Here is a 16,959-nt window from a genome sequence, read left to right as displayed (position 1 = left end):
AGATGTGTATAAGAGACAGGTATATACGCCTATTAAAATAACTAATAGACAAGCATGAACTTCTATATAATTATAGAATTGGCAACCGATTTTTTGTTTTGAATCCTGTCTTGTAATTCGTCAATATTTATTGGTTTCAGTAACAAGAGTCGCATAGAAAACCAACACCTCGAAAGAGTCCATCTCTGCCCGTTTATCCTATAGAGATACCAAACTAAAAAAAGTTAGAAAAACACTCCACGCCATACATTCTTCGGGCGGGAGTGTTTTTTTATCCGTGCATCAATAATTGTCTGATCCTACGACAGTATTCAACTCGTGTGCTCTTTCAATAGGTGTAAACTAAATTTATAAGTAAAAGAAAGAAGGTGCGAAAAGCGTATGAGCTTACTAAAATCAGCAGTAAAATATAGTGCGGCAAAATCAGTAACCGATAAAGCTTTTGGCAAAGGTGCGACGTCAACATTAGTAGCAGCTTCACTCGTCAAAAAAAGCAACGCTCGCGGAAGAAAAAAACGTCAGAAATAATTTGATACGGACATAGAAGGACGAAAGGAGGCTTGTATCATGCGTTCAGAAAGAGATGGCGCCAAAGAAAATCGCCGATCCTTTGATCAAGCGAAGAATAAAGTAGAATTTGAGGCTGCAATTGATAAAAATAGAGAACAGGTAGCCGCTAAAAAAGAAGAAAAGGAAGAGAAACGGTACTTAAGAGAACATAAGTAACTTCCCTCCCCAGTAAAGAAAGAGCCTCTTTTTTTAGGAGTGCTCTTTCTTTGTATTAAGAAACAACGATTCAAAACAAAAATTTAAACTATTTCTGTTAGTCTATTCAATAGTTAAGCAATCCTATGAACGAAGAGGTGTATCAATGAAAAAAATAGTCGTTATTGCCGCCCTATCATTAAGTGTTTTATTCATTACTGGCTGTACAAAGGCTAAAAACGAGACCACAAAAAAATCGGAACCAGCACAGCAGTCTGCTGAGAAGACAGCACCTGTATTCAAAGGGACGTTGTCTGAAGCACCCGTTTTAGACAAGGACACGATCGTCTTAACCTTCAAACAGGTAGAGGCTGTCAACGATCCTGATGGCATTGGTAAAGCATTTAACACAGATGGTGTCATTCTAAATGCTGATAAAAAAACAGTGTCCATGGATCACTTATCAAAGAGAAGCGAGATTGAATTTACATTAAAGCACCCCGCTATCTTGACAAATTCGCTCCCTCCCCAAGTTCCGGGAAATTCGATCCAGCAGATCACTGTCATCACATAATTTCCCGAGGTACTCACAGGGAACACAAAAAAAAGAATTCTCGTTTGAGAATTCTTTTTTTGTATCCACTCATCCATGAACACAGTTATTTCCAGAATCTAGTCAACTCGCCGGCTGGAGACGGATAAGCAAGGATTTGCTTTTTCAGCTCTGCTTTCGTCCATCCGGCGTGCAAAACCATGGTTATCTCATTAATCAAAACATCTGCTTCCTGACTGAGTGCAGCAGCCCCAACTATACGATCGTCGCTTCGTCTAATAACTAGTTTTAAAAAAGCGATCGATTCGGCTTTTCGTTTACTATCCAGCCAGCCGCTTCTATCGATCTCTTCGATACGAAATTCTTCTGGAGCCGCCAACGCTTCTTTCGTGGTCACTCCTACTTGTGCGATTCGCGGTTCACTAAAAATCGACATCGCTGCCAATGGATACTTGATCGGCGCCAAGTTCTTGTTTAGCAGATGTGACACGAGATATTCCGCTTGATAAGAGGCGAATGTCGCTAATTTTGGAACGGCTGCATTTGAACAATCTCCACAAGCAAATATATGCGGCTGATTGGTTTGCAGACAATCATTGGTGAGGATGCCGTGATCGCCGTAATTCACGCCGGCTTTATCCAGCGAAAGCTGTTGGATTCTAGGTATCCTGCCTGCCACATTGTATACCTTTTGTGTGTTGAACGTGTGCCCTGAGGTTGTTTGGACCATCAATTCTTCAGAATCTGTCGGCAAGATTTTTTCTACAGATTCGTTGAAATCAAATTGCACGCCGCGTTTTTTATTGATCTCAATCAATTCCTCTACAAATTCCTGATCAAAATCCTTCAGCGCCCGCTCATTATGCTGCAGGATTCTTACTTTGCAGCCAAAAGCGGTCGCAATAGTAGCAAAGGCAAAAGAAATAATACCTGCCCCGATTAACAGCACCTCTTCTGGTAAGTCCTTCTGAGTCAAAAAATCACCGCTATTCGATACATACTCCTGACCTTCAAATGTAAAGAGACGATCTTCCGCTCCCGTCGCAATCACAAATTGCTCGGCAGTATACGTGATGCCGTCTACTTTGATTTTATTGGGTGAACAAAAAACGGCCTCCCCATAAATCGTTTTAATGCCGGCTTCTTTTAAAGAAAGCTGGTGCCGCATGTCCTCCGTATTTTCCATACTATCTATCCAGTTCATCGCATTGTTCCAGTCCAATTGAACCGGTGTCGTGATGCCCTGCTGTTCCAATCGCTGATTTTGCAGCGCATGCTGGGCAAGGGTGACCAGTTCCTTTTTTCTGGTGCTTCCTGCGTTATAGACCACGCCCCCAAAGGCAGTCGATTCGACCACGGCTACTTGTTTTCCGGCTTTCGCCAAGCCAAAAGCCGCGGTCAAGCCAGCGATGCCGCTTCCGATGACAATAACGTCAACATTCATACTTCATTCCTCCTAAACTGGATCTACCGAGATCACTTTGTCTTCAACCTTTATTATTTTTGAATAGCACGCGATGCCAATTAAAACGAGCGCTGTAAACCACAAGGATTTTTCCCCGTAGTTGCTGGTCAAAATCGTTCCTATCAATCCGCCGCCTGCGAATCCTAAGAGAACCGCTACATACAGCCAACAGTTTTTCCAGCCATCTTTCACACCAGTGATCCCTTGGACTAAATAGTTAAACGCCAATTGGACATTTAGTGTGACCGCGATATTTCCATACAGCATGCCGTCAATTTTATGGAACGCATTGCCTTGCATCCCCGCAAGAAATGAAATCGTCATACATAACGCTCGGATACTTAAGCTCTTGTTTACAGGGGCACAGCCCAGAATGACGATGATAAAAGCTTCGATCAGTAGTATTTCCACTGCCCAAATCTTTTTCTTTTTGTTTCCTGCTTTTTCGATTATTGCTGTCACCATAGCACCCAATCCAAAGCAGAGGATCGTAAAGATCACTGTCTTAAAATGGTCCTGATCCCCTTTCGCGATCGTCTGTCCAAGCAGAATGATATTTCCCGATTGAACCGTACTAAATGATTTTCCAATAAAATACGTATAGCCATCCATTGATCCCGCAGCGATCGCTAATAAACAGGCGATCCACGGTAATTCCAACACAGGATACGTTGGAACTCTTCGATTTTCCATTTCTTCATTCCTCCATTTAAAAAACCAGAAAAAGTAAAAAGAACACTTCTTTTTCTGGTCTTACGAATTTATTCTTTTGGTTGTTTGTACCAGACAACAGGCTCTGGCTTGTCAGGATTCGGCAACGATTCTGCAAATTGTTTCGTGACATTTAGATGATCCGCCACCATTTGAGAAGGCGATGTTCCTAACCATTTATTCAACGACACATCGGAATACTCAGGATTTTTGAATACTTCAACAAAACGAAGCGGTTCATCCCCGGTATTTTGTACATAATGTCCAGCTACGATGGGAACCACGCCAACATCGCCAGCCTTAAAGTCAAATGTGCGGGCCAAACCAGCAGAATTGAAAACAGACATTTTCGCGCTTCCTTGAATATAGTATTGCCATTCCGCAGCTTTCGGATGCCAATGCAGTTCACGCATACCGCCAGGTTCTACTTCAACGAAGGCGGCAGAGATTGTTTTAGCCGCTGGAAAAACAGTTTGATCTACGATTTTAACTTGTCCAGCTTCTGAAACGATCGGTTCCAACGTATCAATATGGAAGGTAAAGGGTGATGGCACCTCCCCTTGATTGCTTGGGCGATTCACACGATCGATTGCTTCTGGTACGTTGGCTTTGAAAATGTATTTTTCAGACTTAGGAAAACTTTCTAGGTCACTACGCTGTTTTTTTAAGTTTGCAGCAACGATATCCGCAGGTGTATGCGCCAGCCAATCCGACACAAGAAACGTATTGTTTTCCGAAAAGTCCGGCTCACTGAATACCAGTAAAAACTCGCAGCCTTGATCCAACGCTTGGATGGAATGTGGAATTCCTGCTTCAAAATTCCAAATATCGCCTGCTTCTACATCGTCAATAAAGCTGCGTCCGTGCTCATCGATCGCTGTCACTCGCGCGTTTCCGTAGAGCATCAATCCCCACTCCGCTTCTTTGTGCCAGTGCATTTCCCGATACGCGCCAGGCTCTAGACTCATATTTACCCCGGCAACATCTTGTGAGATGGGTAATTCACGATTGGTGATCTCACGTGTCCAGCCACCCTCTTCCAATCTTTGATGTGCATCCGAATAGCTGAAACGCAAGTTGTTCATTGTTCCGTGGTCTGTTTCAGGCGGCACCAAAATATCTGGGTTTTCTTGATCTCTAGAATGATTCCGCGGTCCGTGATCGATCCAGCCCTTTCCATCTGTTTCTCTAAATGGTTCATTGTTTTTTTGCATGTTCATATTCCCCTTTCTGTACTTACAAGACTTATTTTAGCGATCTACAGAGGGAATACTTTGCGAGTTTTGTCGGATTTCAAGACAAAATTGACTCAAATGAATTTCAACGAGAGACAGCAGTTGAACATACGCAGGGGAAACGACGCCTAAAAACTAAAAAAGGTCAGGCATCTATGATTGGATGCCCGACCTTAAGTAGAACCAGCGGAAAATATGCACAAAGGACATTTTTACGCCGCGTGTTTCGGAAGCTTAAACGAAAGAACTAATGCAATGATACAAAAGAAGGAAGCCACATAAAAGGAACCATGATACCCAGCGAGTAGCGTTTTCGAAGAACTGGATGTATTCGTAATCAGGGTCATTACGCTGATCATGACCGCAGTCCCTAGCGAACTAGCCACTTGCTTCGTTGTTTTATTGATAACAGAGGCATCTCCCAACTCCGGATTCGGCAGAGCATTCATCCCAAATGTGGTGACGGGCATCAATACCATCGAAATCCCGAACAACCTAAAGGCATAAAAAGTGATTATCAGCGCCATGGGTGTGGTCGCTTGAATAAAAACAAAGAGGAAGGTAAATACCGTTAAGAAGGACATACCGACGATACTTAACCCTTTCGCGCCATATTTATCAAATAACTTTCCGCTTATTGGACTCATAATGCCTAACACTAAAGCCCCCGGCAATAAAGAAAGTCCCGATTCCAAAGGAGATAACGCACGGATATTTTGAATGTACATTGGAATAACCATCTCAAAACTAATCATAGCCATATTCGCAATAGCTAATAAAATACAAGAGATCACGTACTCTTTTTGTTTGAAGGGCTCCAAACTCAAAAACGGATTTGCTAATTTCTTCTGTCTGCGTACAAATCGATAGATAAAGACGCTTCCTAACACGATACTCGCACCTAATAACACTTTATTCGCATGCTTGGCCGAGATCAATGACAAGCCATACAGCAGCAAACCCAAGCCCAAACTAGATTCAATCACCGATAAACAATCAAGTTTTGTCCTCCTGATCGGCAGCACTGGCTGCATAAAACAAACTGTCAAAATCAAAACAACAAGAATGATCGGAATCAACATTAAAAAAAGGACATGCCAATCATACTTTGTCAAAATGAAGCCAGACAAAGACGGACCGATCGCAGGGGCTAAGCCGATAACGATGCCCGCGATTCCCATGATAGTCCCACGCTTATTTTTTGGCGATAAATAAAGCAATACCGTTTGAAAAAGCGGCATCGCGATACCCACGCCAATCGCTTGAATCACCCGCCCAAATAATAGCTGAGAGAACGAACCCGCAATAGAACAAAGAATCGTGCCAGCCAAAAAAATAACTTGCGAAAGACTATACAAGTACTTGGCATTTATCTGATGCAATAACCATCCAGACAATGGAATCACCACCGCCGTAACCAGTAAAAAACCCGTCGTCAACCATTGCACATAATCAGTTGAGACCGATAAATCTTTCATTAACGATGGGTATGCCGTATTTAATAGCGTTTGATTCAGGAACATCGTAAACGACCCCAGCAGCAATGTTAAAAATAAACGCTTTGTTTGTTTAGTAGCCATTTCAGAACGTCTCCTTTGAACAATAAATCAGTAGCATTTATTGAAAATTAAGTCATCTTGTCGTTGTAAACGTAAGTATAAGCGATTCAAAAACCAATCAAATTTTGAAATTTGTCTAATTACACGACAATTTTTCTGGAATGTATTGTTTTAAGCAACAACTCAATTGATGTCCCATAAATAAAGCAAATCAAGTGAATACGTGATAATTAAAATAAAAAAGAATTCTCTATTGAAAGAGAATCCTCTTTTACTAATTGTGTTGATTACGATAGAACACACACTAAGTCATTGAAATAAAATATGTTAGAATCCAGCTTTTAAGGCTGTCCACAAAGAACTATCTTTTGATTCATCTCTCCAACCAGCTTTTACTACATTCTTGTGTTCTTGCAAATCAGTTGTAAAGTTATGACTTCCGGCAGTGTGCACGTCTGGATTAAATTCTCGATATATTTTTACATCGCCTTCCGAAACCCACGTGTAATTATTGTCTGTTTCATGACGCCACCCCTTTTTCACTGCAGCATCTGCCTCAGATTTATTTGTTGTATAAAAATGCTCACCACTATTTGGGTTATAGATACGGTACACTTGTTTTTTTCCTGCACTATCTGCTTGAACAGGTACATAAAAGGCTGCTCTACCATACTCGTTTTTTGGATTCGTTTCTACTTTCCACCCCTTCGCTGCAACTTTGTCTTTCTCATTTTTATTTTTAGTTAGTAGATGATCCCCGTTATTTTTATTATATAAGCGATAGACAGCTGCTCCAAATTTTGCTGTGAAGGTCGTATCGTTATTAATAACAATATTTTTCGGATTGACTATCTTTCCATTCTGGTACCAATCTAAGAAGTAGATATCCTCGATATTGCTTTTATCAGCTACAGCATTTGGTAAATCAGTTACCTTGCTCCCCTTAGGAATATCGATAGTCGTCTTCCCTTGTAAAGATCCACCTTTGCCAGCATTAAATGTCACTTTTACTGTGTCTACTTTCTTGTCTTCAATTGTCAATTTAACTACTTTAGACTGACCGTCAGATGTACTCAACGTAACATCATAAACACCAACATGATTGAAATCTACTTCAGAGAAATCGATAGCTACTTCTGTAGGATTCCCGTTCTTGTCTGTAGCAGAAGCTTTAAAGTCAGAGGCAGTAGGTTGAGGATCACCTATAGTCATTGTATAGTCTGCGCCTTCTAAAGTTACAGGTTGCCATACAAATGTTTCTACATTTTGAGAAGGAGAACCTTGACTTAAAGTTTTAGAATCAACGACAATGTCTCCTAGCGGTTTTTCTGCAGTCCCCATACCGATAGTTTGCCAATTCCCTGTGTAATTATCCCCTTTTTGTATTGCAGGAATATAAAAGCCATTACCAGTGTTATTTTTATCTACCATTTTAAAATTAGGAGAAAGGGATATTTTTTTTAAATTCACAGTGCCCTTAAGTAGACTGTCAGTGTCCGCCACTTTATCATTATTCCAATTAGATAAATCAAGTTCCTTTAACCCTGAGTCACCATCGAACATCCCACTCATGTCTCCCATATTGGAAACATTCCAATTGCTTACATCTAATTTCTCAATATTGGGAAGCCATTTGAGCATACTATTTGAAAGAATCACACTGGAAACATCCCAGTTGGAAACATCTAACTCTGTTAAACGTTCAGAAGCCATAAACGTGGCAAACATATTTGTGACCTTTGACGTATCCCAGTTGGAAACATCTAAGCTGGAAAGTCTTTGATTATAGAAAAAAGTTTTGTCTAAACTTGTAACTTTAGAGGTATTCCATTTGGAAACATCTAAATTGTCAATAGAGGTACATCCATTAAACATATTACTCATATCATTGACATTGCTGGTATCCCAGTTAGAAACATCCACCGTTTTTAATTGATAACATTGATAAAATACACCTACAGCTCTTTCTAATTGAGAAACATCCCAATTTGATGTGTCTACTTGTTGTAAATTATAGTCATTTTTGAATAAAAAACCCAGATCTTTTACGCCAGAAACATCTATGTTACTTCCATTTTCGATTGTGGTTAAGTTATTTAAATCTGAAAAAACTCCGTAACGATCAGAATTAACCCATGCAGAAAAAATTTTCACTGGTCCGGATACAATTATTTTCTCTATAGAATCTTTATTTAATTCAGTCATAGATGCTATAGGCTTACTTAACTGCCCCTCAGATAAAGTAAGCGTTCCATTTTCAAAAGTCCATGAAGAAGTACCGTTTACGCCAGTAAGAATCCCCGCATCTACTGATGGAATTGTGTTTTCATTTTCATTAATTTTTTCTTTATTCGTAGTAGGTTCATCATTTGAAGAATTCATAGTTGATTCTTCAGTTTTTTCAAGCGAGACACTTGTATTTCCAAGATCAGAATTAGTTGTCAATTTCTCACCATTTGTTGTAGCAACACCAGCAATGGGCGCCACTATTTGAGACGTTATTAGAAGTGCGAGTGTAAAAATTTTAGTACTTTGTTTCATATTAGTTCCTCCTACTTTTTATTAATTGAGCTGTTAGATAGAATATCGTCACAACAAAAAAGGTATGAAATGATAGAAAATTAGCAGTGCAATGTTAAAACAAAAGGTGCTGTTTCCGAAAAAACCGGTTCCATAAGCTAGAAGCTATTTACTCAAGTCATTTAATCATTGCTTTAAATTACCTTTTTTCGTGTGAAGTATTTTCTTTATTGAATATAGGCAAAATTATGTGTTGTAAAATACAATATATTTTGAAATCGCTGTATAATCTGTCTCTTATACACATCTAGATGTGTATTTTAGGCAAGCTTTTTACACACTCTATTCAAATATGATGTTTTTGATCTAAGTAAATTATTTTTTACGGTCAACGGTTTATGTGCAATCCTTGTATCCAATTTCAAAACAATTTTATTTCTATCACTTTCTGTACTTAACCTATTGATAGTCGAAATTATTTGGTAATTTTTATTATGTCTAACACTTTTATGTCTTACCTTTGTTAGGTAGTCTGTATATAAGATTATTACTAGTGTTTCAAGTTCTAATTGAACATCATAAAAAAACAGAGAATACTTCCTTTTATCTCTCAATTCTGTATGAAAAAAAATCGATACATCATTCATTAAAATCTTATTAATACCTGTATTTACATCAAACAAGATGTTTCTAAATGGGGCAAAAATAATAGTTCCTCTATTTATCCTTGCATAACGATAATAGATACTTAATCTTTGTGACGAAAAATTTCGTTTCCCATTCTCTACATTTTCTTCTAATACAAATATCAAATTCACTTTTCACTCCTGATAGATAAATTTGTAATATGAAATGAAAACTTCATAAATAGTTTCATGTATCGATTCAGATCATTTGTGATTACTTGGTATTACGTATACTTGGTAATTATTTGAAGAGCACTGATAATATAAGCTTTATTGTCACAAATGACGGCTAATGACGGTGCACAAATTTACTTTTTTTACGCTTCTTCTTTTTTCAAAATTGTTTCTATCAAACTAGTGCTGTCAGCATCCGTATAAATATCTAGCGTCATCTGAGTAGACGCATGACCGAGAAGTGCACTAATGGCAGTAACATTCCCACTTGCTTCCATACACCTTGTTGCAAAGGTATGGCGCAATTGATGGAAATGGACATTTTCTAATTCACATTCTTTTAGTAATTGATGAAAATGATACGTAATCAGGCGAGGCTCTCTTGGATACGTATTTTCAGAACAAACGTAAGGTCCTTGAGACTGCGCTTGCTTTCTTTTCAACCACGTGTGTAAATCTTTTCCAATTGGGATTTTTCGAACAGAATTAATTGTTTTTGCTGGCGCTAATAATAACTCTGATTTCACACTATTCGAATTCTTAGGGAGTCGCTGATAAGTATTTTCAATTTTTAGCATTCGATTAGTAAAATCGACATCCTCCCAAGTTAGTGCTGCAATTTCACCAATTCGTAATCCTGCCTTCAAAGCTAACAGTACGGGAAGACCTTTATCTAAAGAACTCTTCTTCGCTTGGCACTCAAGCGTTTGTTCATCAGCCCGTGAAAGAGCACGTACTTTTCTTTTCTTTTTCTTTGGTAATAAAATATTTCTACATGGGTATTTGACGATTTTTTCTTCCAAATAAGCTTCATGAAGCGGCTTTTTCATTATTTGATATATTACATGAATCGTCGATGGCTGCAGATTTTCTTCGGCCCAAGTCTGAATAAGGGTTTGAATAATATCCGGTGTAAGTTGATTTAAGGGAATTCCTCCGATATAGGGGAAGACATATTTATTTAGTTTGTATTGATAGGTGGCGTAGGTGGACTTTTTTAAGATGATTTTTCTCTTAGCCAACCATGCCAAACTAAATTCTTGATAAGTTGTTGTATTTTCACCATTTACTTCGATGAATGTTTGGTATTTCGCTTTCTCAAGAGCAAGACGTTCTTTAACTTCAGAATAATTTTTTCCATAAATATACCCATACTTTATTTTTCCATTTTCATTTCTTCCTTTTTTGTATCTCCCTTCCCAGCGGTGATCTTTTCTTTTATAAATGTTTTCTCCCTTTTTTGACATGAATTTATTCCTCCAAATTTGACGATTATATTGACGGCGCATAATAAAAGCTTATAAAACAGCTATATGACAAGACTTTTAATCTATTTTCAACAAAAACAACTGTTATGTTGATAAAAAATAACCTTTATTGTATACTTATTTTGTAGAACAATAAGAACTTTCTTGGTATACGTAATACTAAGATTTTTTTTATTAGAATAAAAAAATAATTACATCGACTTTATCCATATATACTTATAAAAATAATCTTTCAAAAGATTTGAAATCAAAAAAACTATCCCCTTTCTACAATTATGGAAAGGATGGATAGTTTATTTTTTTTAAAACTGTCTTGTAATTCGTCAAAATTTTAGATTAACAAAGACTTCATAATGTTAACAACATCTTTTGATGTATCTGTTCGTTCACTCCCTCGTGATATAGCGATTTTTTCGTGTATCGAACATTGCTTGGTCCTCCTTTAAACACAAAAATAGCCTAATCACGACTTAGATGATTAGACTTCGGAATAATATATTACTTCTATTCTCATACTTTACCTCTACAATTTTAAAGAGAGACACTGAAAAGCTAAGTCTGACTTTTGCGACGAAATATTCTCATTCACTATTAAAATATTTAGCATCGAATAATTCGTCCAAAGTAACACACTCAGATTGTGTTATTTTCATAAAAAGATTGAACTTCTAATTCTCCTTGTAATAAGCAGTATCAGGAGTCCCACCTTTTTCTTTAGGAGCGAACAACATTGTTCCGCCGTTGTTTCCCATTATAATCCGATCTTTACTCGAATCCGTACCATCTTCATCTAACCCTTCGGAAGGACTAGTACCTTTTAATCCAAGCATCAAATTCATTCCATTTGGAGCCGGAGCTGGATCAAATGATAAATAAATTACGTTACTTTGCTTCACTGGCTCGTTTAATGTAAAGTGAGTTAATCCTCCCGACCCATCTCCAGATAGCGTAACTTCACCATTGTTAAATATTAATTGATACCCATTTGAATTGGTCCAAGTCCCATTCATGGATCTATAATCACCACGCAATATAGCATTCTCTTCTAGACCAGTAGAATTAGTTTGTTTTTTCAAACTACTTGAAGTTACAGCAAATTCTTTTGAGGAAGTTGAACCCGTAATCACGTTCCTTTTCTCATTACTAGCAATTATTAGGCTAGAACTGACTTTATCACTGGTCTTCTTTGAAGAACTCGAAGAATTGGCTGAGTCATTTGTAGAACACCCCACCAATCCTATAGTAATAAATGCTGTCACTAGTAATAATTTTCTATTTTTCACAAGTATTCCTCCTGTCTAATTTGAAATAGTAATTCTAGTATTATATTCAAAAAAATTTTTAGTCAATTCATGTATCGTCAGATTATTCTAAGGAAATATTACTGTTGCTGATACTCCATGTATTGACCATCTTTTCCTACATGAATATCTGGAACTGCTAATGATAGTGTGCCATCTGTAGTATAAAATAAATAAAGCTTTGCTCCTTGCCAATTGGAAAATTCTTCTCCCGAATTTGATAACTGAGTATCTAAACTTATTTCAGTATTTATCCTTATATCCCTTTGAGGAGTTGATCCATACCCTCGAATAAAAATCTTTTTAGTCGTAGTATTCTTTATTTGGCTTTGTAGTCAGAAACATCGTTAAAATCAGTATCCGCATCGTGATAACTATGGGCTAACCTGACAGAATAAGCATCATCCATTGGAGTAATCAAAATAGAAATTCCACTATGAAGCGACCCTACGTCATTTCCTCTAGGCCTAAAGGTCATGTTTTGATTGTTAGTTACATCTACTCCATAAGGATATTCATCTTTGAGTTGATCGCTTGCTGGCTCTTCAGTACTAGGCTGTTGGCTAAAAACAGTTGTATCACTACTTTTTTGAGATTCCATAGTTTCATTCCTCGGTTCAGGATCATTATTAAAAAATACAATGAATAGCAATATCGCTAATATAATCCCTAGAAGAAAGACAATTGCATAGTTAAACCAATGAGATTTATGCTGTTGGCTTCTTGATTTATTCATGTGGTTCCCCCTAGTTTAAAGTACTCCTTCAAATATATTTTATACTAATCCCCTATACTGAGGAACAATTTAAATGTAGTTAAACGTGACATCGTAAAAGATAGAACAGAATCATCAAAGATAAATCAATCGTTTTTTGTTACATTCGTGATTAAAATAGCGGCTCAGAAAAATATCCCTATTTATGATACGGCTCCCCCGCATTGATCCGAAACGCGCGATAGATCTGTTCGACTAAAATCAAGCGCATCAGTTGGTGTGGATAGGTCATTTTACCGAAGGATATCAGGGTATTGCTACGTTTTAGGACTTGATCACTAAGACCAAGCGAGCCGCCGATAATGAAGACGAACTGACTTTTTCCACTGGTTTGAAGGCTGTCCAAGGTAGCCGCGAAGTCTTCGCTGCTAGGATTTTTTCCATTGATGGCAAGCGCAAAAACGTATTCTTGATCTTTGACCTTGGCTAAGATGCGCTCCCCTTCTTTTTCTTTGACTTGGGTCATTTCGGCATCACTGAGTTTCTCAGGGGCTTTTTCATCTGGAACCTCGACTAAGGTGATCTTGCAATATTTAGACAACCGCTTCGTATATTCATTGATTCCTTGAACAAGGTATTTTTCTTTCAATTTTCCTACTGAGATAATTTTGATATTCATCGTTACTCTCCTTATTTATAGTAGTTTCTTATTTTTCACGAGATCTTTTCCACGGAATTCGTTGCAATGGCTAGTGGAACTAAGTACTTTTCCACGAAGTTATGCACACTAATCACAGGTTTATCCCCAGATTTTCCACTATTTCAGCCTATTTTTAAGGTATTTAGGATGCAAACACACGTTTTCCACCGAGTTATCCACTTTATCCACATTTCTGTGGATAAGATTCTTCAAAGAATTAACAAACTTTTTCCTTAGTTTTCCACTATCTATGTGGAAAACAAGTTTTTTTATCATTTATCTACATTTTCCTACGAACCTTTTTCATAAAAAAGTCAAATCGGTGTAGTAGACTTAACTTACAAAAAAATACTATACTCAATATAACGTAAATCACAGAAGAGGTGGAGAAAAATATGGTAAGAAGAGATATTACCCCAACTCCCAAAAGGTCTCCTGGTTTTTTTAGACGTTTTGGGACGGGTTTAATAGGCGGGATTTTAGGAGCCGTTTTAACAATTGGAATTTTTTATGTGGCGAATGGTTCGCTGCTTTCTCCAACGAATCAAACGAACAGCGGTTCTCCAAGTGCTGGCAATACCAAAGTAAGCAACATGAAGGTGGATGTGAATTCCAATATCACAGAAGCCGCTGAAAAGGTCCAAGGTGCAGTCGTTTCCGTCATCAACCTGCAAAAACAGCAATCACAGGGCGGCTTAGGCGGCTTCTCTGATATTTTCGGCAATGGAAATGATCAGAAACAATCAGAAGGAAGTGACGGACAGCTTGAAGAGGCTTCTGAAGGTTCCGGTGTTATCTACAAAGTAGAAGGCAATACGGCTTATATCGTCACCAATAATCACGTTGTTGAAAAACAAGACGGCCTTGAAGTTCTGTTAAAAGATGGGGCAAAGGTTAAAGCAAGTTTGGTCGGAACCGATGCTTATACGGATTTAGCGGTCTTAAAAGTAGAGTCTGACAAAGTAGCAGATATCAAGCCTGCTGCCTTTGGGGATTCAAGTGCCTTAAAAGTTGGCGAACCCGCTATCGCGCTCGGCTCTCCTTTAGGGTCACAATATGCAAACTCTGTCACTTCAGGGATTATTTCTTCCTTGAATCGTCAAGTGGTTAATCAAAACGATGAGGGCCAAACCGTCAACATCAATGCGATCCAAACAGATGCTGCGATCAATCCTGGGAATTCCGGCGGTCCATTAGTCAATATGGCTGGACAAGTAGTTGGGATCAACTCCAGCAAAATCGTTCAAACGCAATCAAATGTCAGCGTGGAAGGGATCGGTTTTGCGATTCCAAGTAACGATGTCGTGAATGTCATCAACCAATTGGAACAAGGCGGCAAAGTCGTTCGTCCAGCATTAGGAATCACAATGGTCAGCCTTTCGGATCTTTCTACTGAACAGATTAGCGAAATCGTCAAAGTTCCTAGCTCAGTCACTCAAGGGGTCGTAGTCAATGAGGTTCAACCATCTACTCCAGCGGACCAAGCGGGCTTGAAGAAATATGATGTAATCACTAAAATCGATGACAAAGAAGTCTCTTCCGGTGTCGAGCTGCAATCTGAATTGTACAAACACAAAGTTGGCGACACGGTGAAGATCACTTTCTACCGCAAGGATAAGAAGGAGACTACCTCTGTCAAATTAAGTATTGATTCAAATTCATTAAAAACGGCGAAAAACCAGCAAGGCAACAACTAGAAAATCGATCTCAATTTGCAGCCAAACTTAGTATCCACTAGGTTTGGCTTTTTTGATGCTTCAAACATAAAAAAATACTGAGAACCCCCACGGAAGTGCAACTACTTTTTGATACAAAATAAAAAAGAAAACTTAACAAAATACGTTTCTATAAAATCACAAAGATTGCTACCTACAAATTCTTTAATGGCAATGTATCCGTAAGTATATGAATTTCATTTCACAATTTTGTGCTTGAAATCCTTAATTTGACAATCGCTGGAAATAATTTAGATTATGTGGTCTAAGAAGTTAAGTAACTAGCCATATTGAAGGAACTATAAAAAAAGATAGTACAAATATACAGAATTATTCCTGTTTGCTTTCCAATGTTTTGTGCTTTTTTCAATATCATAGCTTGTTTCCAATTAACTGCTAGTAATTTTCCCTATTATTCCTTTAAAAATTTATAACCAACGAAAAAAATAATACGGAAAAATCTATAAACAGAATGAATAGAAAAAATAGACAGGCATTCTCTAAATATTACTCTCTGGTAATTCTTCGGGAGAGGTAATCTGACCTACTTTACGTGCTTCTTACTAATTGCTCCAAAAATTATGTGATTTTCTCTTGTATGACTATACTTATTCCGTGATTGGACCCGTCACCATAAATAGGGGCTTCTCGCTTTATGACATCATCTTGCCACTGGCATATTGAACAAATTAATCACTGTCTTCCATGAGTGAATAATCCCCACAACGGTTACATTTATAAACCATTCAATTCCCTACCTTTTTTTATTTCTCAATTTGCTTTCTAAAGTACTCACTTTTAAATAATAGTTTACTAATTATCTATATTTTCCAGTTTATTAAGATATCGGTAAATGGTCGTTCGAGAGACGTTCCGACGATCGTATTGATCGGTGTACCACTATCTACTAGCGTCTTCAACAACTCTAAATCTTGTTTAGTAAGTTTTCAGGACTCCCACCAAATCTTCCCCATGCTCTCGCTGCAGCACGGCCAGTAGCCGAACGTTCAAAATTTTAGGTTGCGCTCAAATTCTGCGAATGCTGCAAACAAGTGAAACATTAATTGTCCGGTAGAACTCGATTTGTCCATCGTGATATTTTCTTGCAGACTATGAAAACCAACACCTCGATCATTCAACCTGTTTACAATTGAAATTAAGTCTTTCATATTTCTTCCTAGACGGTCCAATCGCCAAACAACTACAATGTCTCCTTCCCGAACAAAATCAATTGCAGTTTCTAAACATGGACGATTACTTTTTGCTCCGCTCATATGATCGGTAAAAATTTTATCACAACTAATTTTTTTAAGACTATCTTCCTTTAAATCTAAATTTTGTAATCCGGTAGAGACCAGGGCGTATCCGATTTTCTAATAAATCACTCCATTCTCAAAAATATTGCAACATAACTTTCAAACGGGATGTTTAAATGAACATAGATTGTGCTACGGGTTTATGAACATTTTTAAGTTCCAATACTTCATAAAAACGAGAAAAAAGAAAGTGTACAGAAAAGGACCATTTTCTGTACACTTAAGTTCTCCTCAATAATAAAATTTAAAATTTCATAGCTGAGAACTTCTATCTTTCTGTATTTACAAACTAATATTCAGGTGCTTGGTAATTGTAACTATCCCTGTCTATAAATG

The 16,959-nt window shown here is 37.8% G+C and carries 15 protein-coding genes and 1 pseudogene; 4 read left to right on the top strand and 12 right to left on the bottom strand.

Translation table 11 applies throughout. The features are described 5' to 3' along the window. Window positions 1-381: 381 nt before the first annotated feature. The 3 genes from A5868_RS18910 (at window position 382) to A5868_RS02450 (ending at window position 1,279) form a co-directional block, all read left to right on the top strand. Window positions 382-528, top strand: a complete 147-nt coding sequence (locus tag A5868_RS18910; protein WP_176281393.1) for a hypothetical protein — start codon at window positions 382-384, stop codon at window positions 526-528. Between the two features lie 39 nt (window positions 529-567). Next, complete coding sequence (locus A5868_RS18905; RefSeq protein ID WP_010781915.1) at window positions 568-726, top strand: hypothetical protein; 159 nt, start codon at window positions 568-570, stop codon at window positions 724-726. A gap of 145 nt (window positions 727-871) precedes the next feature. Next, complete coding sequence (locus tag A5868_RS02450) at window positions 872-1,279, top strand: hypothetical protein (RefSeq protein WP_086306099.1); 408 nt, start codon at window positions 872-874, stop codon at window positions 1,277-1,279. 85 nt (window positions 1,280-1,364) lie between these two features. On the opposite strand, the gene A5868_RS02445 is transcribed toward A5868_RS02450, so the two are convergent. The 10 genes from A5868_RS02445 to rlmH form a co-directional block, all read right to left on the bottom strand. After that, window positions 1,365-2,702: a dihydrolipoyl dehydrogenase family protein gene (locus A5868_RS02445; protein WP_086306098.1), complete on the bottom strand. Its 1,338-nt coding sequence runs from the start codon at window positions 2,700-2,702 to the stop codon at window positions 1,365-1,367. 12 nt (window positions 2,703-2,714) lie between these two features. Then, window positions 2,715-3,416 (bottom strand): YoaK family protein, encoded by a 702-nt coding sequence (locus A5868_RS02440; RefSeq protein WP_086306097.1) that lies wholly within the window; start codon window positions 3,414-3,416, stop codon window positions 2,715-2,717. A 68-nt stretch (window positions 3,417-3,484) separates the two neighbouring features. Beyond that, window positions 3,485-4,654, bottom strand: coding sequence for a cupin domain-containing protein (locus A5868_RS02435; RefSeq protein WP_176281392.1), 1,170 nt, complete (start codon window positions 4,652-4,654; stop codon window positions 3,485-3,487). Window positions 4,655-4,881: 227 nt separating this feature from the next. Then, the gene (locus A5868_RS02430) at window positions 4,882-6,249 is read right to left on the bottom strand and encodes an MDR family MFS transporter (RefSeq protein WP_086306095.1); all 1,368 of its coding nucleotides are present in this window, start codon (window positions 6,247-6,249) and stop codon (window positions 4,882-4,884) included. Window positions 6,250-6,555: 306 nt separating this feature from the next. Next, complete coding sequence (locus tag A5868_RS02425; RefSeq protein ID WP_086306094.1) at window positions 6,556-8,769, bottom strand: BspA family leucine-rich repeat surface protein; 2,214 nt, start codon at window positions 8,767-8,769, stop codon at window positions 6,556-6,558. Between the two features lie 299 nt (window positions 8,770-9,068). Further along, window positions 9,069-9,566, bottom strand: a complete 498-nt coding sequence (locus A5868_RS02420) for a hypothetical protein (protein ID WP_087654077.1) — start codon at window positions 9,564-9,566, stop codon at window positions 9,069-9,071. A gap of 185 nt (window positions 9,567-9,751) precedes the next feature. Beyond that, window positions 9,752-10,855 (bottom strand): tyrosine-type recombinase/integrase, encoded by a 1,104-nt coding sequence (locus tag A5868_RS02415; RefSeq protein WP_010781923.1) that lies wholly within the window; start codon window positions 10,853-10,855, stop codon window positions 9,752-9,754. A gap of 689 nt (window positions 10,856-11,544) precedes the next feature. Further along, window positions 11,545-12,159, bottom strand: a complete 615-nt coding sequence (locus A5868_RS18900; RefSeq protein WP_176374142.1) for a DUF6287 domain-containing protein — start codon at window positions 12,157-12,159, stop codon at window positions 11,545-11,547. Window positions 12,160-12,496: 337 nt separating this feature from the next. Further along, a complete protein-coding gene (locus tag A5868_RS02405; protein WP_010781926.1) occupies window positions 12,497-12,913 on the bottom strand; it encodes a hypothetical protein in 417 nt (138 codons plus the stop codon). A gap of 178 nt (window positions 12,914-13,091) precedes the next feature. Beyond that, entirely contained in the window at window positions 13,092-13,571 is a 480-nt protein-coding gene (gene rlmH / locus A5868_RS02400; RefSeq protein ID WP_010781927.1) for a 23S rRNA (pseudouridine(1915)-N(3))-methyltransferase RlmH, read from the bottom strand. Between the two features lie 416 nt (window positions 13,572-13,987). Between rlmH and A5868_RS02395 the strand changes: the two genes are divergently transcribed. Continuing rightward, the gene (locus tag A5868_RS02395; protein ID WP_010781928.1) at window positions 13,988-15,289 is read left to right on the top strand and encodes a S1C family serine protease; all 1,302 of its coding nucleotides are present in this window, start codon (window positions 13,988-13,990) and stop codon (window positions 15,287-15,289) included. 597 nt (window positions 15,290-15,886) lie between these two features. Here A5868_RS02395 and A5868_RS19495 read toward each other — a convergent pair. Together A5868_RS19495 and A5868_RS02390 are read right to left on the bottom strand one after the other, a co-directional pair. Then, window positions 15,887-15,988 carry a hypothetical protein gene (locus A5868_RS19495; RefSeq protein WP_367378541.1) on the bottom strand — a complete coding sequence of 34 codons (102 nt, stop codon included), beginning with the start codon at window positions 15,986-15,988 and terminating at the stop codon, window positions 15,887-15,889. A gap of 132 nt (window positions 15,989-16,120) precedes the next feature. Continuing rightward, a pseudogene (locus A5868_RS02390) lies at window positions 16,121-16,677 on the bottom strand (recombinase family protein). Window positions 16,678-16,959 lie beyond the last annotated feature (282 nt).

Source organism: Enterococcus sp. 12F9_DIV0723 (genome assembly GCF_002174375.1).
In the GTDB taxonomy this organism is placed as follows: domain Bacteria; phylum Bacillota; class Bacilli; order Lactobacillales; family Enterococcaceae; genus Enterococcus_A; species Enterococcus_A gilvus.
Note: the sequence above shows the minus strand (reverse complement) of the source record. Positions and strands in the feature narration are given on the sequence as shown.

Coding starts and splice junctions, on each gene's coding strand:
- A5868_RS02425 (WP_086306094.1), bottom strand. CDS start 8,769: ATGAAACAAAGTACTAAAATTTTTACACTCGCACTTCTAATAACGTCT.
- rlmH (WP_010781927.1), bottom strand. CDS start 13,571: ATGAATATCAAAATTATCTCAGTAGGAAAATTGAAAGAAAAATACCTT.
- A5868_RS18910 (WP_176281393.1), top strand. CDS start 382: ATGAGCTTACTAAAATCAGCAGTAAAATATAGTGCGGCAAAATCAGTA.
- A5868_RS02415 (WP_010781923.1), bottom strand. CDS start 10,855: ATGTCAAAAAAGGGAGAAAACATTTATAAAAGAAAAGATCACCGCTGG.
- A5868_RS02445 (WP_086306098.1), bottom strand. CDS start 2,702: ATGAATGTTGACGTTATTGTCATCGGAAGCGGCATCGCTGGCTTGACC.
- A5868_RS02430 (WP_086306095.1), bottom strand. CDS start 6,249: ATGGCTACTAAACAAACAAAGCGTTTATTTTTAACATTGCTGCTGGGG.
- A5868_RS02395 (WP_010781928.1), top strand. CDS start 13,988: ATGGTAAGAAGAGATATTACCCCAACTCCCAAAAGGTCTCCTGGTTTT.
- A5868_RS02435 (WP_176281392.1), bottom strand. CDS start 4,654: ATGAACATGCAAAAAAACAATGAACCATTTAGAGAAACAGATGGAAAG.
- A5868_RS02440 (WP_086306097.1), bottom strand. CDS start 3,416: ATGGAAAATCGAAGAGTTCCAACGTATCCTGTGTTGGAATTACCGTGG.
- A5868_RS02450 (WP_086306099.1), top strand. CDS start 872: ATGAAAAAAATAGTCGTTATTGCCGCCCTATCATTAAGTGTTTTATTC.
- A5868_RS18905 (WP_010781915.1), top strand. CDS start 568: ATGCGTTCAGAAAGAGATGGCGCCAAAGAAAATCGCCGATCCTTTGAT.
- A5868_RS02405 (WP_010781926.1), bottom strand. CDS start 12,913: ATGAATAAATCAAGAAGCCAACAGCATAAATCTCATTGGTTTAACTAT.